Source organism: Streptomyces sp. NPDC051684 (assembly GCF_044453445.1).
GTDB lineage: Bacteria > Actinomycetota > Actinomycetes > Streptomycetales > Streptomycetaceae > Streptomyces.
Genome location: NZ_JBITCS010000017.1, coordinates 51,860 through 73,096, shown reverse-complemented (window position 1 = coordinate 73,096; position 21,237 = coordinate 51,860). Strand labels below are relative to the sequence as shown.

Here is a 21,237-nt window from a genome sequence, read left to right as displayed (position 1 = left end):
CGTCACGGGAGCCAGTCCGATGCCCGCAGCCCACGTCACCCTCGCCGACGTACTGAGCGCCGCCGCGCCGGAGGCGACCGGCGCCCTCTGGCGGCTCGACGGCGCGGCCCGCCAACTCGACGCCAACGTCGTCCGCCTGCGACCGGGCGGAGGCGGCGACGGATACGTGGAGACAGAACTCGACGTGCTGCTCGTCGTCGTGGAGGGCCACGGCACGCTGCACCGGGCGGGCGAGCACGAAGGGCTCGCGCCCGGCACGCTCGCGTTCGTGCCGCGCGGCGAGCGGCGCGCGGTCAGCGCGGGCGAGGACGGGCTCGTCTACCTCACGGCGCACCGCAGGCGGCCCGGTATGACCATCCGCCGTGCCGAACCGCAGGTCACGACCGAGGGCGGCGAGGCGCCCTGTCTGCTACCGCGTGTGTGCGCGGCGTGCGGCCGCGCCGCCGACGACGCCGGCGCGCTGTTCTGCGCCAGGTGCGGGGAGCGCCTGGAGGGGCCCGCGCAGGCACGGTGATCCGGCCGTACTTGAGGCGAAGGGATCACGCCAGACGGCCGGGTCCGCGCCCCGACTCCCGCCGTATGTACGGGATCCGACGCCACATCCCCGTAACTTCTCGCCACTGATTCAACACGTGAAGTTACCGAAATCCGGGGGTGCGGGATGAAGTCCGCGCCCGTCCCCGGCAGACTCTGCGGCACGGCGGCCGCACACTCGGGCAGCGGCCGCCAGGGGAGGGAGCACCATCGGGGAGTCCGCGGGCGTGGGGCACGCGGACTCCCCGCCCCGCCGCCCCGACACCCCGGGGCCGCTGCGGGGCGCGGAGCTCGCCGCTGGTTACGGTTCCGGCATGGCCGACTACCGCATCGAAACCGTCCGCAACGGCGACCGCGACTGGACCGCGCGCAACGACCGCGGCGCCGAGGTCCGCATCGCCCCCGCCGACAGCGAGGGCGCCCAGCCCTCCTTCACCCCCGTGGAACTCCTCCTCGCCGCGCTCGGCGGCTGCGGCGGCCTCGTCGTGGACCGCACGGCCCGCACCGTGCCGCACGACGCGCTGCGCATCACCGTCGAGTCCGCGTCGCGGCCGGAGGACGACGGACGGGTCGGTTCCGTCCGTGTCTCCTACGAGATCGACCTGCCGGAGGGGGACCCGGCCGCCGCGGAGGCGCTCGAACGCGGTATCCGGCTGACCCACGAGAAGTACTGCACGGTCAGCCGCACCGTCGAACACGGTGCGCGCGTCGAGGCACTGGGCCCCGACGGCACGATGCTCTTCATGGGCGGCTGACACGACGGGGAGCCGGTGGCGGTGTGCCACCGGCTCCCCGTGGTGGAGCGCCTGCCCTACGGCAGCGCGTGCACCTTCGGGCCCACCGCGTTCGACCAGGCGTTGCCCGCCGTCGCGTCCCAGTTCGTGGACCAGGTCATCGCCCCGCGCAGCCCCGGATAGGTCTTCGCGGGCTTGAACGTGCCGCAGCCGGTGCCGCGCGCCAGACAGTCCAGCGCGTTGTTCACGACCGACGGGGCCACATGGCCGCTGCCCGCGCCGCGAGTCGACGCCGGGACGCCGAGCCCGACCTGCGAGGCGTCGAGGCCGCCCTCCAACTGGATGCAGGCGAGCGCCGTCAGGAAGTCGACGGAGCCCTGGCTGTAGACCTTGCCGTCGCAGCCCAGCATCGAACCGCTGTTGTAGTACTGCATGTTGACGACCGTGAGGATGTCCTTCACGTTCAGCGCGGTCTTGAAGTACTCGCCGGACGTCGACTGCATGTCGATGGTCTGCGGCGCCATCGTCAGGACCAGCTTGCCGCCCGCCTTCGTCGACAGCTGGCGCAGCGCCTTCGACATGTACGTCGAGTTGAGGCCGTTCTCCAGGTCGATGTCGATGCCGTCGAAGCCGTACTCCTGCATCAGCGCGTACGCACTGTCCGCGAACGCCGTCGCCGAGGCGTCGCTGTTCACCGCGACGGTGCCCTTCTCGCCGCCGACCGACAGGATCACGGACTTGCCGGCCGCCTGCTTCGCGGCGATGTCCGCCTTGAAGTCACCGGCGCCCGCGTAGCCGACGGCCGGGTCCAGGTTGAAGGCGATCTTCCCGGGTGTGGTCGTGGCGTCGGCGAACGCGACGGCGATGATGTCGTACTGCGACTGGACGTCGCGCAGCTTCTGGACGCTCGCGCCGTTGTCGAAGTTCTGCCAGTAGCCGGTCAGCGCGTGCTTGGGCACGGTGCCGCCGCCGGGGTTGCCGCCGGACGTGGCGGTCCGCGCGCTCACCGCCGCCGACTTCCCCGACTCGCCCGCCGCGTTCGTCGCGGTGACCTGGAAGCTGTACGAGGTGTCGGCCGCGAGTCCGGTCACTGTCGTCGAGGCGCCCGTGACGGCGGCGACCTTCGTGCCGTCGCGGTACACGTTGTAGCCGGTGGCGTTGGAGACCGGGGACCAGGAGAGGCCGACGGAGGACGAGGTGCTCGCGCCCGCCGCGAGCCCGGTGGGCGCGGCCGGGACCACCACCGGGTCCGTGCCGCCGCCCCCGTCGGGGCCGAAGACGTTCACATCGTCGACGTAGTAGGCGCTCTGCCCGTACCAGCCGTGCGTGTAGACGGTCACGGAGGTCGTGTTCGCGCCGGTCTTGAAGCTCGTCGTGACCTGCTGCCAGGAGGAGCTGCCCGGCGTCCAGGTCGACACATCGGTGGTGCCGGTGCCGCTCGCGCCGAGATAGGCGTAGCCGCCCTGTACCCAACTGCTCAGCGTGTACGTCGAGTTGGGTTTCACGGCGACGGTCTGGCTGCACTTGGCATTGTCCTGGCCCGCCGGGGCGCCCTTCAGGGCCTTCGTGCCACCGTGCACGGGCGAGGACACGACGGAACCGCTGCCCGCGGAGCACGTCCAGTTGCTCAGGTCCGACTCGAAGCCGGCGTTCTTGGCCACATTGACGTCGGCGGCCTGCGCGGGAGAGGCGAGCGCGGTGACGCCGAGCGAGGCGGCCGCCACGACGGCGAGCGCGAGGCCGGGTCTGGGTCTGCGGGGGCGTGCACGGTCCACGGGGGAGCCTCCTGGCAAGAGGGGGGTACTGCGGATGTGAACGGTGGCCACCGCTGTGCGCCAAAGCTGGTTCAGACCAATGGAGTTGTCAAGACCTCTGGCGCGCACGAAAGCGGCGCCGGACGCGAGGTCCGGCGCCGCTGACCACGGCGGGATGTCGGTGGGCTCAGCTCAGTCCGCGCAGGTAGGCGGCCTGCCCCACGTGCTGAAGGTCGTCCGAGAGCACGCTGACGAGCCGGACCCCCAGCGTCACCGGCGGATCCCAGCCCTCGTCGACGACACGGTCGAGATCGGCGTCCTTCAAGCCGCCGATGAAGCCGAGCGTCTGCTCGTGCACCGCGTCGTAATAGCCCACCAGGAGCTCGCCCGAGGTGACCCGCACCTGGCCGACCTGCTTCGGTGTGTGCCCGTACCCGGTGTCCGTCTCGGCGAGCGGCAGCTCGAACCGCTTGGCCCAGCCGTCCGCCAGCCAGACCTGCTCCAGTCCCGCGGCGTCGGCGACATGGTCGTCCTGAACGCGGGTGAGATGCCAGATCAGCCAGGCAATGGAATTCGCGGTGTCCTCCGGGCGCTCGTTCAGCGCGTCGGCGGAAAGTCCCTCGACGGCCGCGTGCACCTCTTCCTTAATGCGACTGTAACCGTCCATGAGTACGTCGTGTGAGCGCATGCGTGCAGTGTCTCCGACCTGAAGTATTTCGGCCAACGCGCGCCGTGAATATGCCCGGAGACTGGCGTGAAAGCAATGGTGACACCGTCTCCCAAGTGCCGATACTTGATCAGGGAAAGGTTGAACCTTGCTCGAAGGCGGCGCGTCCCGGGCCAATTGCCCGGCACATTCTCGCCGTTGCGGTGGATCACTGATCGTTTGGCACAACAGTCAATGCAGTCGGGCGCCAGGCAATGGGGGAGACCGTGCACGACGAATTCCTGTGCCACGTCACCGCGTACGGAATCTGCGGTGGCCGGCGCGTGGGTGTTCCGCTCGGCACATATCGCGCCCCCACCATCGCGCTGGCCCTGTGGTGGCTGCGCGACCGGGCCATGTGGATGGCCGAGCGCCTCGACCCGCGCCCCGGGCAGCCGCACTTACCCGAGGGTGCGCTGACGCCAGTGGCCGACGACGCACCCGATGTGCCGGAACGGCTGCGGGCTTGGTGCGCCGACCCGGAGCAGCAGGAGAACGTCGCGGAGGACCTGGCCTCCGGACGGCTCGTCAGGATCGCCACCCGCGACGACACCACGGAGTACGAACTCCTCGCCGAGTCCGTCGACGCGGTCCGCATGGCCCGCACCCAGCCACGCGGTCGAGGGCCGCGGCGTCGCACGCCGGTTACCAATAGTCACTGACAAGGGTGACGCGGCGCTTGATCACGCCGACTCCGGGGCAGTGTGATCACGCTCAGTAAGAACGATCACTCCGGGGTCACCGAAATGAAACCCTTCATGAAGCACAGATCAGTGCTGCTCGCCCTCATGCTGCCCCTTCTCGGCGGCGCCACGACCGCCCTCGCACCCACCGCCGCCGCGGCGCCCGCCGCCGTACCGCCCGGCCAGGTCTGCTTCTGGACCGAAGTCGGCATGCACGGCCAGGCCTGGTGCTACGGGCCGCCCGGCTACGCCGACGCGGAGAACGGCACGGCGCGGCACGCCGTCTCCTTCGACTCCCGCGTCGCGGGCACCGTCTACGCCATCAGCTACACCGCGACCGGCTGCCTCTACCGGGAGATCAGGCGCGACGACTACTCCGAGAACTGGGAGTGGGCCGGAAAACTCGACGGTGTCTCCGACACCACCATGGGGTGCGAGCCGGGCTGAGCGCGCCATGAACCGCCGAACCCGTGCCCTCACCGTCCTCGCCTGCGCCCTGCTGCTGCCGCTCACGGGCTGCACCACCGAGCGCCCCGACGCGGCCGCCCGCACCCCCGACGACACCATCAGGGCCGCGACCCAGACCCTCACCGACCGCTGCCTCACCCGGCAGGGCCTGACACCGCCCCGGCCGGGGCGGCGCCCGGCGAACCGGGCGGGGGAGCAGCGCGTCGCCGCCGCCCTCTTCGGCCGGCCGCCCGCCGAACTCTCCCTGACCCTCGCGAACGGCATCCCCGTGCGCGCCCACACCGACGGCTGCCTGGCTGCCGCCCAACGCACCCTCTACGGCGACCAGAAACGCTGGTTCCAGGTGTCGACCGTCGTCAACAACCTCAAGCCCGAGGCCGCCCACCGCGACCTCAGCCTCGCCTCCGTGCGCGCCCGGCACCGTGCCGACCTCGCCGACTGGCAGCGCCTGCGGGCCCGCGCGCTCGACGCGTCCACCCGAGTGCTGCACACCCCGACCCACTGAACCCGCAAGGAGAACAGATCCCATGAAGCACCCGATCGCCCTCGTCACCGCCGCGGTCCTCGCCCTCGGCGGCGCCGCGCTCCCCGCGACCGCCTTCGCCGCCCAGTGCCCCAGCGGCGAGTTCTGCGCCTGGACCGACGCCAACTACACCGGAATGCGCTGGAACTGGTCCGGCGACGACCACGACTGGGAGGACGGCATCCAGGACGAGGACTCCTCCTGGGCCAACCACGGAATCTCGGGACCGGGCATCAAGGACCACGTCCAGGTCTACGAGAACCCGGGCCTGGTCGGCTTCGGCACCGTCTGTCTCGCGCCCGGCCAGGAGATCGCGTCCAACGGCTGGGCCAACGACAGCGGCGACTCCCACACGTGGAAGATGGAGTGCTGAACCCGCCCGTCAGCGGCGTGAGTTCAGTACGAGTCGCCGGTGTGCGGCAGTAGCTCCGTGCGCAGCGCGGCGTCGAGCATCGACGCCGCGCCCCGCGTGTGCTCCGTCACCAGACCCGCGCGCACCAGGTCCGCCACCGGCTTCGCCGCCATGTACGCGGTCGCCAGATCGCGGGCCTGGACGGTCAGATCGGGGGCGTCGCCGGTGGGCGCGTACGAGAAGCCGTCCGGCGACGCGATCAGCCGGAACGTCCCCGCGTTCGCGGTGATCCGCGCGTCGAGCACCTCGATCGCCACGTCCACGGGCGCCGCCCAGACGCGGGCCGCGAGCGCCGCGCGCACGTCCACCAGACACACCCACAGCGCTGGTTCGACGTTCTTGACGCTCACCTGGTCGGGATCGGCCGCGAACAGCGACAGCGGATCGTCGAGCGGCCTGCCGTGGGCGCGCACCGTGCCCGTCAGGTCGATGTCCGCGAGGTATCGCCACAGCGTCGCCGCCTGCTCGGGCCCGTCGGCCTCCAGCTCCTCGACGCTCACCAGGCCGGCAGTGCCCCCGGACCAGTCGCCCGCCTTGGTGCGGTAGATCGCGTAACCGGCGAGCGGGTCGCCGAGCGTCACCACGCGCGGCGGCGACAGATCCTCGTCCTCCTCGTCCGTTCGCGCCATCCACTGCTCGCGCCACCACGCCTCCGTGCGCGCGTGCCGGCCCGCCCGCAGCCCGCGCGTGGACTCGAAGTACGGCGCGAGCGCGGTCGGCACCGATCGGGCGTCGAGCAGGTGCAGCGCCCGCTCGTCGGGCGGGACGCGCAGTGCGAGGGCGCGTCGCGAGTCGATCTCCACGGTCGCCCCGTACGTGCCGGGTCCGAAGCCGAACCGGCCGTAGATCGCCGCCTCGGAGGCCCACAACGCGGCCAGCGGCGCCCCCTGTTCGGTCCAGCGGGCGAACAGCTCGGACATCATCGCCGACAGCACGCCGCGCCTGCGGTGCGTGGGCGCCACCGAGACGTAGGACAGACCGGGGCAGGGGAGGTCGGCGCCGCCCGGCACGGAGACGACGAAGGGGTGCGCCGCGGCGAAGCCGACCAACTCCTCGCCGTCGTACGCCCCGATCCGCAGGTGGCCGGACAGCTCCTGCTGTTGCTGCTTGCGGCGTTCGTCGTCGGGTGACTCGTGGAAGACGAGATGGGAGAGCGCCAGGGCGCGTTCGATGTCGGACTCGGGTACGTCGCGGACGCGGACGGAACCAATGTTCATGATCGTCGACTGTAGTCGCGCCCCGCCGGAGCCCACCTCAGCGGCGCCGACCCCGCTGAGATGGGTGGGCGGCGGGGTCTGGGCCGCCCGGGTACGTGCGGCCGTGCTCGTGCGCCGCACACCGGGGTTTCGTGCCGAGGGGGCCGATCGGATGCACCCGACTCCCGCGTGCCTCACCCACGCTCGCCCCGACCGCGCAGCCGGTCGCCGAGGCGCCGCATGCCGCGCCGGGCGTGACTCTTGACCGTGCCCAGCGGCCAGCCGGTGCGCTCGGCGATCTGGGGCTGCGTCAGGTCCTCGTAGAACGTCAGGCGCAGCACCGTGGCCTGCGTCCCCGGCAGGCGCGCCAACTCCTGCGACAGCACCAGCCGTTCCACGACCGCGTCCATGCCGGAGTCGCTCGCGCCGTCACGCCCGATCGCGATCGCGTGCCGGCCGACCGCCGCCTCGAACAGGGCCGCGCGCCGGCTCCGAGCCGCGAGCGCGTCCGCGACCCGGTGCCGGGCGATGCCCGTCAACCAGGCCGAGGGCGGGCCCAGTTCGGGCCGGTACCCGGTCCGGCCGCGCCAGGCGGCGAGGAACACCTGCTGCATCACGTCCTCCGCCTCGCAGTGGTCGCCGAGCGCCCGGTGCGCGAGGCCCCGCACCAGCGGCGCCCACCGCCGGTACACCTCGGCGAGGCAGGCGACGTCACCCGTCGCGAGGCCGTCCGCCAGGGCGGCCTCCGACACCTCGCGCGGGTCGACGCCCCGCGACAGCAAGCCTGGCTTCCTCAACGCCCCGTCAACTCCTCGAAACGGTCCCGAACCCGACTGCCGACGAACCGGACCGGACACGCGCGGCGCCCGCCGGGTGACGGCCCGGTCATCCTTGAAACGGCTCCCGCCGCACGGCAACCCGCATCGGTTGTGCGTCGTATCGTGGGCCGGATGGACGAGGGGCGGCACGCGCACGACGTGGCAGAGTCACATGCGGCACCACAGGAGACGGGCGTCACCACCGGCGCCCTCGCCAGGCGGCTGGGCGTCTCCCCGACGACCCTGCGCAGCTGGGACCGGCGCTACGGGCTCGGGCCCGCGCAGCGCTCGGCGGGACACCACCGGCGCTGGACGGCGCAGGACATCGCGGCCGTCGAGGAGATGTGCCGGCTGACCACGACGGGCCTGCCGCCCGCCGAGGCCGCGCGGCTCGCGGGCAAACGCCTGGCGACGCAGCCCGCCGAACTGCCGCTCCAGCGTCCCGCACCGGCCGCGCCCGCCACACAGGCCACGCTGGAGCGCCAGTGCCGGGGCATCTCCCGTGCGGCGACCCGCATGGACACGCCGACCGTGCAGAACCTCCTGGCCGACGCCGTGGCGCAGCACGGCCTGGTCAGCGCCTGGCAGGACGTGATGGCGCCGGTGCTGCACGCGGTGGGCCGCAAGTGGGAGGAGGCGGGCGACCGGTACGTCGAGGTAGAGCACCTGCTGTCCTGGCACGTGTCGCGCACGCTGCACCGCGCCGCCGCCCCCGTCGAGTCCACGCTCGCGCTGCCCCCGCTGGTCCTCGCCTGCGTCCCCGCCGAGCAGCACGTGCTCGCCCTGGAGGCGCTCAGTGCCGGACTGAGTCAACTGGGCGTGCCGCAGCGGATGTTCGGTGCCGCCGTGCCCGTGGAGGCGGTATCGGCGGCGGTGCGCAGGATCGGGCCGCGCGTGGTGGTGCTGTGGGCGCAGGCCCGTTCCACCGCGAGTCTGCCGCTGGCCCGGCACCTCGCCGAGACCCACTGGGGTGTGCGCGGCGCGCGCGGCAAGCCCGCGGTGATGCTGGCAGGGCCCGGCTGGGCGGGGCGCGGCGTGCGTGGCGCGCTGCATCCGGCGACGCTGCCGCAGGCACTCCGGCAGATCGAGCGCCACTACCCGGAGGTCAGTCGAGTCCCCGCGCCCTCTTGAACCGGGCGAGCCCGTCGGGCAGTTCGACGAGCGGGTCCGGATAGTCGCCGAGCGCGGCCCGGTCGAGCCCGGCCACCTTCCACGGCGTGTGCACCGCGGCGCCCTCGACGTCCGCCAACTCCGGTACCCAGCGCCGTACGTAGGCGCCGTCCGGGTCGTAGCGCTTGGCCTGGGTCACCGGATTGAGCACCCGGTTCGGACGGCTGTCCGTGCCGGTGCCCGCCATCCACTGCCAGTTCAGCTGGTTGTTCGCGACGTCCCCGTCCACCAGCAGCTCCAGGAAGTGCCGGGCCCCTGCCCGCCAGTCGATGTACAGCGTCTTGACGAGGAACGACGCAGTGAGCAGCCGCCCCCGGTTGTGCATCCAGCCCTCGTGGCGCAGCTGCCGCATCGCAGCGTCCACCACCGGGTAGCCGGTGCGCCCCTCCTGCCACGCCTCGAACTCCCGGGGCGCCCGGCGCCAACGGTCGTGGTGGGTGCGGTAGTCGGCGTGCGCGGCGTCGGGGCGCGCCGCGAGCACCTGATGGTGGAAGTCGCGCCAAGCCAGCTGCCGCACGAACGCCTCCGCTCCCGGGCCGCCCGCCGTACGGGCGCGGTGCACCGCTTCGACGGGGCCGACGGTGCCGAAGTGCAGGTGCGGGGAGAGCCGCGAGGTGGCGTCGCCAGCCAGGTCGTCGTGCCGGTCCTCGTACGCGGCGATGCCCGAACGCAGCCAGCGGGTCAGCAGCGAGCGGCCCTCCCGTTCGCCTCCGGCGGCGAGCCCCGGCGACACCCCCGTCACCTCCGCCCGCTCGGGCAGCGCCTCGGAGCCGACGCCGTCGGGGACCCGGACCGCGCGCGGGGCCCGGACGACCGCGCGCAGCCCGTGTTGCGCCCAGCGCCGGTGGTAGGGCGTGAACACCGCGAAGTGGTCCCGGGAGCCGGGCGTGACGGCGCCGGGCGGGACACAGGTGACGACCCCGTCGTGCGCGACGAGTTCGCAGCCGAGGCGGCCCAGCGTGTCCCGCAGACGGTCCTCCCGGTGCTGCGCGTAGGCCGACACGCCGCCCGCCAGGTGCACGGCGCACGCGTCCGTCTCGGCCACCACCTTCGCGACCGCGTCGACCACGTCGCCGGTGCGCACCACCAGCCGCCCGCCCCGCTCCCGCAGCCCCGCGTCCAGATCCCGCAGGCAGTCGGCGAGGAACGCCTCCCGGTTCGGCGCGAGGAACCCGGCGACCCCCGCGTCGCGGACGAACAGCGGCACCACGGCGTCCGCCGAGTTCAGCGCCGCCCGCAGCGGCGGATGGTCGTGCACGCGGAGATCGGAGGTGAACAGGACGACACGGACACGCACGGCAGGGCTCCAGATGGGCAGCGAGGGTGGGCAGCGATGAGAAGCGGGCTGTGTCAGCCCTTCCCGGTCGAGGACGCGTGCGGATGCACCGATGGGCCGGACGGGGCGCCGCCGTCCGGCCCGCGCTCGGCCGCCGCCGCGATATTGCGCGCCATCCCGCCGAACACCACGGAGTGGAACGGGGCCACGCTCCACCAGTACGCCTGGCCCGCCAGGCCGTGCGGATGGAACAGCGCCCGCTGGTGGTAGCGGACGCGCCCGTCACCCGCCGGCTGCACGGAGAGCTCCAGCCAGGCGAGCCCCGGCAACCGCATCTCGGCGCGCAGCCGCAGCAGCCGGCCCGGCTCGATCGCCTCGACGCGCCAGAAGTCCAGCGAGTCCCCGACCCGCAGCCGCGCCGCGTCCCGCCGACCGCGCCGCAGCCCCACGCCGCCCACCAGCCGGTCGAGCCACCCGCGCACCGCCCACGCCAGCGGGAACGAGTACCAGCCGTGCTCCCCGCCGATGCCCTCGATCACGTCCCACAGCCGCTCGGGCGAGGCCTCGACGATCCGTTCCCGCTCGTCCGTGTAGAGGCTGCCGCCCGCCCAGTCCGGGTCGGTGGGCAGCGGATCGCTGGGCGCGCCGGGCAGCGAGGCGGACGACCAGCGCGTGGCCACCTGCGCCTCCTGGACCCGGCGCAGCGCCAGCCGCACCGCCTCGTCGAACCCGATCGGGGAACCCGGCGGATACTCCGCCCACTTCTCGATGTCGCGCTCGTGGCAGACGACCTCGTGGCGCAGCGACTCGGTCAGCGGGCGGGCGATGGCGGCGGGCACGGGCGTCACCAGGCCGACCCAGTGGCTCGACAGACCGGGGCTGAGCATCGGCACCCCGACCACGACACGCCGCGGCAGCCGCGCCACCGCCGAGTACCGCAGCATCATGTCGCGGTAGGTGAGCACGTCGGGCCCGCCGACGTCGAAGGCGCGGGACACCTCGGGCGGCACCGTCGCCCCGGCCACCAGACAGCGCAGCACGTCGCGGACCGCGATCGGCTGGATCCGGGTGTGCACCCAGCTCGGCGTCACCATCACCGGGAGCCGTTCGGTCAGATAGCGCAGCATCTCGAAGGAGGCGGACCCCGACCCGATGATCACGGCGGCCCGCAGCACCGTCGTCGGCACGCCGGAGTCCAGCAGGATGTGGCCCACCTCGGCCCGCGAGCGCAGATGCGGCGACAGCTCCCGCTCGGGCACGCCCGCGGGCGTCAGACCGCCCAGGTAGACGATCCGCCGCACCCCGGCCCGGCGGGCCTCCTCGGCGAAGGCCGTCGCCATCTCGCGGTCGGTGCGCTCGAATTCCTTGCCGGTGCCGAGCGCGTGCACCAGGTAGTAGGCGACGTCGATGCCGCGCAGCGCGGCGCCGAGCGAGTCGCGGTCCGTGAGGTCGCCTTCGACCACCTCGACGTCGCCGGACCACGGATGATCGCGGAGCTTGGCGGGGGAGCGGGCCAGGCAGCGCACCTGATGCCCCGCGGCCAGCAGTTCCGGCACGAGCCGGCCGCCGATGTAGCCGCTCGCCCCGGTGACCAGACACCGCTGCCCGGCACGTTCCGCGTTCATGGCACTCCCTCGCTCGTTCCCTGTCCTCCACCGTCCGCCCCACGACCGACTTCCGCATCAACAGCGCCGGTGGATGCGGCGGGCCCGAGCGCTCAGGGCCGTCCGGGTGCCACCTCCCCGAGCCGCTCGCCCGTGTCGAGACGGGCCGCCACCCGGACGGCTCCGTGCTCCGGGGCGCGGACGGCCAGGGTGCGGCCCGTGCGGTCGGCGCTCACCGCGCCGCTCGCCTCGATCCGGGTGACCGCCCGGCTGCCCGCCGCCAGGAGATACCAGTGCCCGTCCGGCGCCCGCCACCGGGTGTCCGCGACCACGTGCTGACCGAACCGGCTGCACGCCGCCGTGGCCCGCGCCCGGCCGGCCAGGTGCGCCGGTGCGGTGGCCCCGGCGGGGGTGCGCAGCAGGATCGCGACATCGCCCGGCCCGCGCCACGTGGAGGCGCGCACACACGACCACACCGCCCGGCCCGCGTCCTTCGGCAACCGCTGCTCGGCGAAATCCCACGCGTTCACGGCGCGCACGGCGCCACCCCGCCACGGCTGGAGCCGGCAGGCGGTGCGCGCCCACGCGACCAGGGCCTGGCCGCCGGTGGCCTCGCGCGGCTGCCGGGGCGGAGGCGTGCCGTGTCCCGGCAGCGGCGTGTACGTGAGATGCACCGGCGACAGGCCGCCGAGGTCGGCGAGCAGGAACGAGTGGTGCTCCACGATGCGCGAGGAGGACCGCAGTTGAAGCACCGGGCGCCGCGCACAGCCGTTCTCCGGCGCGACGGGAACGGGCTCGGTCACCCCGTCGTCCGACATCCGCAACGGCCGCGCCGGAGCGTCGGGCCGCAACAGATCGCGGGTGCCGGCCTCGGAGATCCACGGCGCGGCGAGGTAGCGGGCCGAGCCGTGGCCACGACTGAGCACGACGGCGGCCGCTGTGGTCACGTCGGCGTCGTCGACCCGGGCCAGTGCCAGGCCGGCGGGCCCCTTGCCGTCCGGCGCGGTGTAGCGGGCCAGTCGTTCGCCGTCGCTGAGGAGCACCACGGCACGGCCGTCGACGGAGCCGGCGAACAGCAGTTGCGGGGCGCGCGGCGGCGGATCGGCCGCGGTGTCCTGGGTCCGGTCGACGCGCACGGACCCGGCGGGTGCGGCCCACGCGGCCAGCGCCCGGTCCAGCAGCGCGGTGTCGTCGGTGCGGTCGCCGCGCGCCGACCAGGCCGTGAAGTCGACCCGCGAGGTGTCGGCCCAGGTGTCCCGCCCGGCGCGGGTGAGGTCACCCGCGCCGAGCGCCGTCCGCACCGGTGCGTCGCCGCCCGCCGCCTCCCGGCGCGGCGTGGAGTCGGGGGCGAGCAGCGCGGCCGCCGCGACGACGGCCACTGCCCCGGCCGCGAGGGCGGCCCGGGTCCGCCGTGCGCGGCGCGGCAGATCCGTGGGCCGTGTCTGCACGGAGCAGGCGTCGAACTCCTGGGAGCGCAGCAACGCCGCCGCCGCGGGCCCCGCTTCCGCGTCGAGCCCGACGGACTCCCGCACCGCCGCCTCCGCCTCCGGCACCCCGGCGGCGGCCAGGAGCGCGGTCGCCCGGTCCGAGCCCAGGCCGTCGACGTGTCGCAGCACGAACGCGGCGCGCGCCGCGGCCGAAGCGCCCACGAGCGCACGCACCAGCGCGAGTTCCTCGGCCCCGCCGGAGCGCGGGAACAGCCGCAACCCCCAGACCACGGGGAGCCGGGGCAGCAGGGTGCGCGGCGGCGGCAGCGCCGCGGGCCAGCCGGACGGCCGGTGCGCGACGGACAGGGCGGCCCGCAGAATCCGTACGCGCAGCGCGTCGGCGGCGGTGTCGCCGCCGACGTCGGGGAGCCGCGGAGCGGGCACGACTAAGGCCCGGTGCCCCGGCAGGGCGCGCTGGACGGCGGCGTGGGCAAGCAGCACCCGGCGGTGGCGGGTGAACGCGGCCGGGAGGGTGAGATACGCCAGGCGTACGAGGCCGGTGTACTGCACGAGCAGGGCGGTCTCCGCCTGGTCGGTGGCGGTCCGCGAGCGGGGGATAATGCTGTCGCGGCGAAGCTGGGGCATGGCGGGGCTCTCCCGGAAGTCCGAAGGGACACGATGTCGTCCTTCAAACGACGGGCCGGGAAGCCGGTCACCCCGGTTGAATACAGCAGGACTGCGCGGCCCCAAGCGGGGTATCAGCAGGCTGCGGGTGTCCATCGCGGAGTCCCGCAGGCGTGAAAGAGACACGAATGACCGAGTACATGGACGGGACACTGATCCCCACCGGCCTCGACGAGGCAGTCGGGCCGCTGATGCAGGCGACCCACTACGCCGGCGAAGAGGGCTGCCTGGCCGACGCGCGCAGGTTCGCCGACGGATTCCTCGCCCGGCTCCGCCAGGAGTGGTGCGTCGAACTCGACCCGCGCACGGCCGGGGACGTCCTGCTCGTCGTGAGCGAGCTGATCACGAACGCGGACCGGCACAGCGCGGGCCCGTACGTACTGGAACTCGAGGGCACCTCCCGGCACGTCGCAGTCACCGTCTACGACAGCAGCGCCGCCGTGCCGGTGCGCTACCCGCGGGACCCGGCGCGCGTGGGCGGGCACGGCCTGGAGATCGTGGACGCGCTCGCCGCCATCTCCGTGGAGCAGGTCCCGGTCGGCAAGCGCGTGCGCGCCGTGCTGACGCTCGCTTCCTGAACGGCCCCCGCCTCCTGAGGGACCGTCGGCTCCTGAGCGACCCGCGCCGTGTGACGGCGCGAGGCGGTGTTCCATGATGGTGTCCCTGACCCGTGAACGCGCCGGTCAGGGACATCTGTTCAGGAGGACGACATCGACACCGCAGACACGAGGGGCACGGTGGGCGAACTCGCCGCCGCGCTCCCGGACAGCACCCTCGTCACCGACCCGGACGTCCTCGCGTCCCTCGGCCACGACGACGCCGAGTGGGCGCCGATGGGCCGCCCGCTCGCCGCGGTGCGCGCCACGTCCGCCGAGGAGGTCGAGTCCGTGGTGCGGGCCTGCGCGGCCCGGCGGATACCGGTGGTCACGCGGGGCGCGGGAACCGGCCTGTCCGGCGGGGCCAACGCCAGCGACGGGTGTCTCCTGCTCGACGTGTCGCGGATGAACCGCATCCTGGAGATCGACACCGAGAACCTGATCGCCGTCGTCCAGCCCGGCGTCGTCAACAACGACCTCAAGGCCGCCGTCGCCGAGCACGGCCTGTGGTACCCGCCGGACCCGGCCAGCGCCCCCTGGTCCACGATCGGCGGCAACGTCTCCACGAACGCGGGCGGCCTGTGCTGCCTCAAGTACGGCGTCACCCGCGACTACGTCCTCGGCATGGAAGTCGTCATGGGCGGGCCCGCGGGGGAGTACGGCAGCCGGGTCCGGCTCGGCCGGCGCACCACGAAGGGCGTCGCCGGATACGACCTGGCCGGACTGTTCGTCGGCTCCGAGGGCACCTTCGGCGTCATCACCGAGATCACGCTCAAGCTGCGGCCCGCGCCGGTCGCCGAGCCGCGCACCGTCGTCGGCAACTTCGACAGCCTGGTCGCCGCGGGCGCCGCCGTCGCCCTCGTCACGAGCCGGGGCCTCGCGCCCGCCGCCCTCGAACTCCTCGACCGGGCCTGCATGGAGGCCGTGGAGAACTGGAAGCATTTGGGCATCGAACCCGGCGCCGAGGCGATGCTCCTGGCCCGGGTCGACGCCCCGGGCGACGCGGGCGAGACCGAGGCGGGCGCGATCGCCGACGCCTTCCGGGAGGCGGGCGCGCTGTGGGCCGAGCAGTCCACCGACGCCGTCGAGGCCGAGGCGCTGTTCGACGTACGGCGCCTCGCGTATCCCGCGCTCGAGCGCCTCGGGCCCGTGCTGACCGAGGACCTGTGCGTACCGCGGTCCGCCGTGCCGCAGATGCTCGCGACCATCGGGAAGATCGGGCGCAGGCACTGCGTGCGGATCGCGACCATCGCCCACGCGGGCGACGGCAATCTGCACCCGCTCCTGATCACCGAGCCGGGTGACGAGGCCGAACGGGTCGCCGCGCAGGCCGCCTTCGAGGAACTCCTTGAGGCCGCGATCGCCGCGGGCGGCACGGTCACCGGCGAGCACGGCGTCGGCCTGCTCAAGCGCGGCGGCATGCGCCGCGAACTCGGGCCCGCCGTCTGCGCGTTGCAGCGGGCCGTGAAGCAGACCCTGGACCCGCTGGACCTGTTCAACCCAGGCAAGGTCGTCGGCGAGGACTGAGCAGCCGACTCCCGGCAGCCCACCTTCGAGTGCCACCCCTTTCCGCGGCACGCCGCCACAAATGAGGCAATTGTCCGTTTATCCGCCCTACGGTGCGGGGGTCGGTGTCCGTGTGGGGGGACGCGCAACGCCCCCGCCCGGGGCGCGGATTGGGTTGTCCATGAAGTTCGAAGAATCCGGTCGGTCCAGTGGAATCAGTCGCAGACGTGTGGCGCGTCTCGGCCTCGGTGTCGGTCTCGGCGCCGCGGCCGGGACCCTCGCCGGATGCGGGACGAGCGGCGGCGAGCGGGAGAACCCGCCCCCGGCAGGCCCCGCCCGCCATCCCGAGCGCCCCGCCAAGAAGAAGGCGCTGCCCCGTCTGATCGGTGACGGCTCGACCTCGTACACGGGTCGCCAGCCCAAGCAGCCCGCCGCGCCCGTCGCCCTGGAACCCGGCCAGACGCCGCCGCAGTTCGTCGTCTTCTCCTGGGACGGCGCGGGCGAGGTCGGCAACGGCCTGTTCCCCCGCTTCCTCGAACTGGCCCGGCAGCACGACGCCCGCATGACCTTCTTCCTGTCCGGGCTCTACCTGCTGCCCGAAGCGCAGAAGCGCCGCTACCTGCCGCCGAACAACCCGGTCGGCGCCTCGGACATCGGCTACCTCAGTGACCCGCACGTGAAGGAGACGCTGAAGTACGTCCACCAGGCGTGGCTCGACGGGCACGAGATCGGCACCCACTTCAACGGACACTTCTGCGGCGGATCGGGCTCGGTCGCCAACTGGAGCTCCAAGCAGTGGCGCAGCGAGATCGAGCAGGCCCGCACCTTCGTCAAGTCCTGGCGCACCCACACCGGCTGGCACGACCAGCCGGCCCTGCCCTTCGACTACGACAAGGAACTCGTCGGCGGCCGCACGCCCTGTCTGCTCGGCCAGGAGAACCTGCTGCCCGTGGCCCGTGAACTCGGCTGGCGCTACGACGCCTCCTCACCGGGCGGACTGCAGCGCTGGCCGGACAAGCGGCACGGCGTCTGGGACCTGCCGCTGCAGGGCATCCCGTTCCCCGGCCACAGCTTCGAAGTCCTGTCGATGGACTACAACATCCTCGCCAACCAGTCGAAGAACTCCACCCGCGCCCCCGCGTACAACTATCCGGGCTGGCGCGCCCAGGCCACGCAGGCGTATCTCACCGGATTCCAGCGCGCCTACGAGACGAACCGGGCGCCGTTCTTCATCGGCAACCACTTCGAGGAGTGGAACGGCGGCATCTACATGGACGCCGTCGAGGACGTGCTCAAGCGGATCGCCGACAAGGCGGGAAGCGGAGACGTCCGGCTCGTGTCCTTCCGGCAGTTCGTCGACTGGCTCGACGCGCAGGACCCGGCCGTCCTCGCCCAGTTGCGCGAGCTGCAGGTGGGCGAGCGTCCGGCGGGCGGCTGGAACCGGTATCTGCGAGGGTCGAAGAAGCCCGCGACGCCTGGTGCGACGAGTAAATCGGGCGCTCCAGGACAGACAGCTCACTAGACGAGACCGGACGGACAGAGTTCGGACAGACACCGTTCGGGCGGCCCGAGTCCGGACAGACACCGTTCGGGCCGACCGAGTCCGGACAGACGAGGAGGCGGTGCGATGACCCGGCCCATCACCGCGGGAGTGGACGGATCCCCCGAGAGCGCGGCGGCGGCAGCCTGGGCCGCGCGCGAGGCGCTGCGGCGCGGACTGCCGCTGCGCCTGGTGCACGTGGGCGAACCCGCCCCCGACAGCCTCGTGCTCGCCGCGGACGAGTCCGCGCTCACGCAATGGGCGGGCGATCTGCTCGCCGACGCCGAGCACGAGATCGCAGAGCGCCACCCCGGGCTCGCGGTCACCACCGACGTGCTCGACGGGGACGGGCCCGCCGAGGCCCTGCTGGGGGCCGCGCGCGACGGGGACTCCCTGGTGCTCGGCTCGCGGGGTCACGGCGTGATCGTCGGATTCATCGTCGGCTCGGTCGGCCAGCAGGTGATCGCCAAGGCGGAGCGGCCCATCGTCCTCGTCCGCGCGGACGACGCGGCCCCGGCCGAGGCGAGCGGGCGCGACGTGATCGTCGGACAGGAGGGCGAGCCGGAGGACAGCGCCGCCGCGATGGAGTTCGCCTTCACCACGGCGCAGGCCCGTGGCGTCGCCGTACGGGCGGTGCGCGCGTGGAGCCTGCCGCCGGTGTTCGCCTACAGCCCCGGCTCGATGGAACTGTTCGACGACGCCGGCGGCATCGAACCGTACGAGAGGAAGGCGCTGGGCGACGCGCTCGCCCCCTGGCGCGAGCGCTTCCCCGACGTGCCGGTCCGTGAGCACGTCGAGATCGGCAGCGCAGGACAGGTGCTGCTCTCGGTCGCGGCCGACGCCCAGCTGCTCGTCGTCGGCCGCCGCGCGCGCCGCACCGCGATCGGCTCCCGCATCGGCTCGGTCGCGCACGCGGTGCTGCACCACGCGCCGTGCCCGGTGGCGGTGATCCCCAACCTCGGCTGACGGGTGCGCGGATATCCGGATGCATGATCGGCGAGCGGCTTTGTAAGGTCCACGCTGTGGAACCACTCAGCGACAAACAGATTCGCTCGTCCTTCGTGAACTGCACCAAGGGCGAGGCGACCCGCATGCGGCTGCCGCTCGACTTCGCCGAGCTGCCCTGGCGCGACCTGGACTTCCTCGGCTGGGTGGATCCGGGCGCGCCGCTGCGCGCCCACCTCGTGCGCCCCACGGACGACGGGCCGGTCGGCATCACCCTGCGCGTGCCGCAGAGCGGGCGCACCAGCGCGATGAAGTCGAGCCTGTGCCAGATCTGCCTCACCGGACACGCTTCGTCGGGCGTCTCCCTGTTCGCCGCGCCGCTCGCCGGGGCCCGCGGCCGCGACGGGAACACGGTCGGCCTGTACGTCTGCGCCGACCTGGCCTGTTCGCTGTATCTGCGCGGCAAGAAGCAGCCGAAGCTGCGCGCGGGCCGCTACGAGGAGTCGCTCACGCTGGACGAGCGCGTGGACCGGGCGCTCGGCAACCTGGACGGGTTCATCGCCCGGGTCCAGGGAAGCTGAGGCTCCGGGAAGAGGGCTCACGCCTTGAGCGCGACGACGGCCTCGTCCGTGTAGGGCAGGAACGTCAGGGTCTGGTGGAAGTACAGCTCGATGCCGCGCGCGTCGTGCCCGCTGTACCCGATCGCCAGGTCCTGGCCGAGCCGCAGCTCGAAGTCGCCACCACGCTTCGACAGCACGAACGCCCCGTTCAGCGCGGGCGCCCAGATCAGTTCGCCGTCCAGGATCCGGCCGAGGTGATTGGCGATCGGATAGCCGTGGTCGGAGGTCTCACTGACCGCCGTGTACGCGTCGGCCCCGAGCAGCAGCGCGTACGGGCCCGCCACACCGGCGAGGCGCAGCGCGGTGAGCGCCCGGCTGATCGTGTCCGGGTAGTCGCGAGCCTCGGCCGGCAGGCTCAGGACCGGGTTCGAGGTGCGTTCGCGCAGCCCCTCGATGCCCGCCGCCGCGTACCCGTCGAAGATCGCCTGGTCCTCGGCGTACGCCATGGAGCGCGCCGCGTCCTTCACCGGCTGCCAGTCGGAGTCCTTGGAGCCGCGCTCCACGTCGTCCACGGCATCCCGGCTCACCGTGAACGGCACCCGGAGCTCGACGAGCGGCTGCACGCCGCGCAGCCGCGCCGTCACGCCGGGCGCGGGCGGCGCGATCTCGGAGAGGTGCCCGGTGCCGACGGCCGAGAGTCCGGCGCCGTCCGGGCCCGTGACGTCCACGACGCGGCGGCCCGCGACATGGCGCTGGAAGGTGCGCGAGGCCTCCTCCTCGATCTCGGCCCAGGCGGCGGGCGTGATCGGGGCGAGCTCACGGTGCAGATTGTTGCTCGGGGTGGGGTTCGGGTCGCTGCTCATGATCTTCAGGCTCCTTTGAGGCTGCCGATGCCGAGGGATCCGGTGGCGGGATCGGCGGTGGCGGCGCCGGCCGGCGGCTCGGGCAGGTCGTCGAGGAAATCGGCGTTCGGCACGTGGAAGAGGCATCCGGTAACCGCGGTCGAGAAGTCGAGGATCCGGTCGTGGGTGCCAGGCGGGTCGCCGAGGAACATGTTGCGCAGCATCCGCTCGGTGACGTCCGGGGTGCGCGCGTAACCGATGAAGTACGTGCCGAACTCGCCCTGGCCGACGCTGCCGAACGGCATGTTCTCGCGCAGGATCTGCCGCTCGGTGCCGTCCTCGTCGACGATGGTGTTCAGCGCGACGTGCGAGTCCGCGGGCTTCACAGCGTCGTCCAGCTCGATGTTCGCGGTCTTCGTGCGGCCGATGACCTTCTCCTGCTCGGTGGAGGGCAGCGCCTCCCAGGCGGCCATGTCGTGCACGTACTTCTGGACGACGACGTAGCTGCCGCCCTGGAAGTCCGGGTCCTCGTCGCCCACGAACACGGACTCCGCGGCGGCCCGCCCGGTCGGGTTCTCGCTGCCGTCCACGAAGCCGAGCAGATCGCGGTCGTCGAAGTACTTGAAGCCGTGCACCTCGTCGACGACCGTGACGGCGGCGCCGAGCCGGCCGATGAGCACGCGGGCCAGCTCGAAGCAGAGGTCCATGCGGCGCGCCCTCAGATGGAAGAGCAGGTCGCCGGGGGTCGCGGGCGCGAGGTGCCGGGGTCCCGCGAGCGCCTGGAACGGGTGCAGCTCGCGCGGCCTCGGCCCGCTGAACAGGCGGTCCCACGCGGTCGAGCCGATGCCGACGATGCAGCTGAGGGCGGCGTCGCGGTCGCGGAAGCCGACGGAGCGGGTCAGCCCCGACACCTCCTCGAGCGTGTCTCGGACGGCGCTCTCGCCGCCCGGTGCGACCGTGACCACCAGAAAGACAGCGGCCTTCGCGGGCGGGGTGAGAAGGACGGGCTGTGGTTCGGCCACGAGTGCTCCGATGGCGAGGGAGGGCGTCAGTTGGCTGCTGACACCATATGGGCTGTGGCGTCCTGTGGCACTCGCGCCCGAAAAGAACGATCTAAAGCCCAGATGAACTGTTGTGTCCGACCTCACGTCCGGCAGGCGTCGAACCGGCGTCGACCACCGTCCGGATGCTGTTAAACTTTGAACCAGGCCCCGACCGTTCTCCCCCGTACGGTCGGGGTCCTTTTTTGTGCGCGGGCA

At 73.0% G+C, this 21,237-nt stretch carries 21 protein-coding genes; 12 read left to right on the top strand and 9 right to left on the bottom strand.

The window, feature by feature from the left end:
- The first annotated feature begins 19 nt into the window (after window positions 1-19).
- Window positions 20-514, top strand: a complete 495-nt coding sequence (locus ACIA8D_RS21435; protein WP_399234385.1) for a hypothetical protein — start codon at window positions 20-22, stop codon at window positions 512-514.
- Between the two features lie 247 nt (window positions 515-761).
- The gene (locus ACIA8D_RS21430) at window positions 762-1,289 is read left to right on the top strand and encodes an OsmC family protein (protein WP_399234383.1); all 528 of its coding nucleotides are present in this window, start codon (window positions 762-764) and stop codon (window positions 1,287-1,289) included.
- Between the two features lie 56 nt (window positions 1,290-1,345).
- Here ACIA8D_RS21430 and ACIA8D_RS21425 read toward each other — a convergent pair whose 3' ends face one another.
- Window positions 1,346-3,043 (bottom strand): chitinase, encoded by a 1,698-nt coding sequence (locus ACIA8D_RS21425; RefSeq protein ID WP_399234381.1) that lies wholly within the window; start codon window positions 3,041-3,043, stop codon window positions 1,346-1,348.
- Between the two features lie 166 nt (window positions 3,044-3,209).
- Window positions 3,210-3,710, bottom strand: coding sequence for a DinB family protein (locus tag ACIA8D_RS21420; protein WP_399234379.1), 501 nt, complete (start codon window positions 3,708-3,710; stop codon window positions 3,210-3,212).
- Window positions 3,711-3,955: 245 nt separating this feature from the next.
- Here ACIA8D_RS21420 and ACIA8D_RS21415 point away from each other — a divergent pair, with 245 nt between their 5' ends.
- The 4 genes from ACIA8D_RS21415 to ACIA8D_RS21400 all read left to right on the top strand — a co-directional run bounded on the left by ACIA8D_RS21415 (window position 3,956) and on the right by ACIA8D_RS21400 (window position 5,775).
- A complete protein-coding gene (locus ACIA8D_RS21415) occupies window positions 3,956-4,390 on the top strand; it encodes a hypothetical protein (RefSeq protein ID WP_399234377.1) in 435 nt (144 codons plus the stop codon).
- A gap of 96 nt (window positions 4,391-4,486) precedes the next feature.
- Window positions 4,487-4,858: a hypothetical protein gene (locus ACIA8D_RS21410; RefSeq protein ID WP_399234375.1), complete on the top strand. Its 372-nt coding sequence runs from the start codon at window positions 4,487-4,489 to the stop codon at window positions 4,856-4,858.
- Window positions 4,859-4,865: 7 nt separating this feature from the next.
- Window positions 4,866-5,384, top strand: coding sequence for a hypothetical protein (locus tag ACIA8D_RS21405; RefSeq protein ID WP_399234373.1), 519 nt, complete (start codon window positions 4,866-4,868; stop codon window positions 5,382-5,384).
- A 22-nt stretch (window positions 5,385-5,406) separates the two neighbouring features.
- Window positions 5,407-5,775 (top strand): peptidase inhibitor family I36 protein, encoded by a 369-nt coding sequence (locus ACIA8D_RS21400; protein WP_399234371.1) that lies wholly within the window; start codon window positions 5,407-5,409, stop codon window positions 5,773-5,775.
- A gap of 23 nt (window positions 5,776-5,798) precedes the next feature.
- On the opposite strand, the gene ACIA8D_RS21395 is transcribed toward ACIA8D_RS21400, so the two are convergent.
- A complete protein-coding gene (locus tag ACIA8D_RS21395; protein WP_399234369.1) occupies window positions 5,799-7,031 on the bottom strand; it encodes a GNAT family N-acetyltransferase in 1,233 nt (410 codons plus the stop codon).
- 173 nt (window positions 7,032-7,204) lie between these two features.
- Window positions 7,205-7,792: an RNA polymerase sigma factor gene (locus ACIA8D_RS21390; protein ID WP_399234368.1), complete on the bottom strand. Its 588-nt coding sequence runs from the start codon at window positions 7,790-7,792 to the stop codon at window positions 7,205-7,207.
- Between the two features lie 168 nt (window positions 7,793-7,960).
- Between ACIA8D_RS21390 and ACIA8D_RS21385 the strand changes: the two genes are divergently transcribed.
- Window positions 7,961-8,959 carry a MerR family transcriptional regulator gene (locus ACIA8D_RS21385; protein WP_399234367.1) on the top strand — a complete coding sequence of 333 codons (999 nt, stop codon included), beginning with the start codon at window positions 7,961-7,963 and terminating at the stop codon, window positions 8,957-8,959.
- Here the strand turns inward: ACIA8D_RS21385 and ACIA8D_RS21380 are convergent.
- The 3 genes from ACIA8D_RS21380 to ACIA8D_RS21370 form a co-directional block, all read right to left on the bottom strand.
- On the bottom strand, window positions 8,934-10,295 hold the full coding sequence (locus tag ACIA8D_RS21380) for a cryptochrome/photolyase family protein (protein WP_399234365.1): 1,362 nt from the start codon (window positions 10,293-10,295) through the stop codon (window positions 8,934-8,936). The two genes, ACIA8D_RS21385 and ACIA8D_RS21380, sit on opposite strands and share 26 nt — an antisense overlap.
- A 53-nt stretch (window positions 10,296-10,348) precedes the next feature.
- Window positions 10,349-11,899 (bottom strand): SDR family oxidoreductase, encoded by a 1,551-nt coding sequence (locus ACIA8D_RS21375; RefSeq protein WP_399234363.1) that lies wholly within the window; start codon window positions 11,897-11,899, stop codon window positions 10,349-10,351.
- A 92-nt stretch (window positions 11,900-11,991) separates the two neighbouring features.
- On the bottom strand, window positions 11,992-13,950 hold the full coding sequence (locus ACIA8D_RS21370; protein ID WP_399234361.1) for a hypothetical protein: 1,959 nt from the start codon (window positions 13,948-13,950) through the stop codon (window positions 11,992-11,994).
- A 167-nt stretch (window positions 13,951-14,117) separates the two neighbouring features.
- Here ACIA8D_RS21370 and ACIA8D_RS21365 point away from each other — a divergent pair, with 167 nt between their 5' ends.
- From ACIA8D_RS21365 to ACIA8D_RS21345, 5 genes are all read left to right on the top strand, one after another.
- Window positions 14,118-14,567 carry an ATP-binding protein gene (locus ACIA8D_RS21365; RefSeq protein ID WP_399234360.1) on the top strand — a complete coding sequence of 150 codons (450 nt, stop codon included), beginning with the start codon at window positions 14,118-14,120 and terminating at the stop codon, window positions 14,565-14,567.
- 159 nt (window positions 14,568-14,726) lie between these two features.
- On the top strand, window positions 14,727-16,112 hold the full coding sequence (locus ACIA8D_RS21360; protein WP_399234358.1) for an FAD-binding oxidoreductase: 1,386 nt from the start codon (window positions 14,727-14,729) through the stop codon (window positions 16,110-16,112).
- 208 nt (window positions 16,113-16,320) lie between these two features.
- Window positions 16,321-17,613, top strand: coding sequence for a hypothetical protein (locus ACIA8D_RS21355; protein WP_399234356.1), 1,293 nt, complete (start codon window positions 16,321-16,323; stop codon window positions 17,611-17,613).
- 105 nt (window positions 17,614-17,718) lie between these two features.
- Window positions 17,719-18,597 carry a universal stress protein gene (locus tag ACIA8D_RS21350; protein WP_399234355.1) on the top strand — a complete coding sequence of 293 codons (879 nt, stop codon included), beginning with the start codon at window positions 17,719-17,721 and terminating at the stop codon, window positions 18,595-18,597.
- Between the two features lie 56 nt (window positions 18,598-18,653).
- Window positions 18,654-19,157, top strand: coding sequence for an FBP domain-containing protein (locus tag ACIA8D_RS21345; RefSeq protein WP_399234353.1), 504 nt, complete (start codon window positions 18,654-18,656; stop codon window positions 19,155-19,157).
- A gap of 17 nt (window positions 19,158-19,174) precedes the next feature.
- On the opposite strand, the gene ACIA8D_RS21340 is transcribed toward ACIA8D_RS21345, so the two are convergent.
- Together ACIA8D_RS21340 and ACIA8D_RS21335 are read right to left on the bottom strand one after the other, a co-directional pair.
- The gene (locus tag ACIA8D_RS21340) at window positions 19,175-19,999 is read right to left on the bottom strand and encodes a family 1 encapsulin nanocompartment shell protein (protein WP_399234352.1); all 825 of its coding nucleotides are present in this window, start codon (window positions 19,997-19,999) and stop codon (window positions 19,175-19,177) included.
- Window positions 20,000-20,004: 5 nt separating this feature from the next.
- Window positions 20,005-21,000: a Dyp-type peroxidase gene (locus ACIA8D_RS21335; RefSeq protein ID WP_399234350.1), complete on the bottom strand. Its 996-nt coding sequence runs from the start codon at window positions 20,998-21,000 to the stop codon at window positions 20,005-20,007.
- Window positions 21,001-21,237: the final 237 nt, after the last annotated feature.

Coding starts and splice junctions, on each gene's coding strand:
- ACIA8D_RS21435 (WP_399234385.1), top strand. CDS start 20: ATGCCCGCAGCCCACGTCACCCTCGCCGACGTACTGAGCGCCGCCGCG.
- ACIA8D_RS21420 (WP_399234379.1), bottom strand. CDS start 3,710: ATGCGCTCACACGACGTACTCATGGACGGTTACAGTCGCATTAAGGAA.
- ACIA8D_RS21410 (WP_399234375.1), top strand. CDS start 4,487: ATGAAGCACAGATCAGTGCTGCTCGCCCTCATGCTGCCCCTTCTCGGC.
- ACIA8D_RS21405 (WP_399234373.1), top strand. CDS start 4,866: ATGAACCGCCGAACCCGTGCCCTCACCGTCCTCGCCTGCGCCCTGCTG.
- ACIA8D_RS21400 (WP_399234371.1), top strand. CDS start 5,407: ATGAAGCACCCGATCGCCCTCGTCACCGCCGCGGTCCTCGCCCTCGGC.
- ACIA8D_RS21395 (WP_399234369.1), bottom strand. CDS start 7,031: ATGAACATTGGTTCCGTCCGCGTCCGCGACGTACCCGAGTCCGACATC.
- ACIA8D_RS21385 (WP_399234367.1), top strand. CDS start 7,961: ATGGACGAGGGGCGGCACGCGCACGACGTGGCAGAGTCACATGCGGCA.
- ACIA8D_RS21375 (WP_399234363.1), bottom strand. CDS start 11,899: ATGAACGCGGAACGTGCCGGGCAGCGGTGTCTGGTCACCGGGGCGAGC.
- ACIA8D_RS21370 (WP_399234361.1), bottom strand. CDS start 13,950: ATGCCCCAGCTTCGCCGCGACAGCATTATCCCCCGCTCGCGGACCGCC.
- ACIA8D_RS21365 (WP_399234360.1), top strand. CDS start 14,118: ATGACCGAGTACATGGACGGGACACTGATCCCCACCGGCCTCGACGAG.
- ACIA8D_RS21350 (WP_399234355.1), top strand. CDS start 17,719: ATGACCCGGCCCATCACCGCGGGAGTGGACGGATCCCCCGAGAGCGCG.
- ACIA8D_RS21340 (WP_399234352.1), bottom strand. CDS start 19,999: ATGAGCAGCGACCCGAACCCCACCCCGAGCAACAATCTGCACCGTGAG.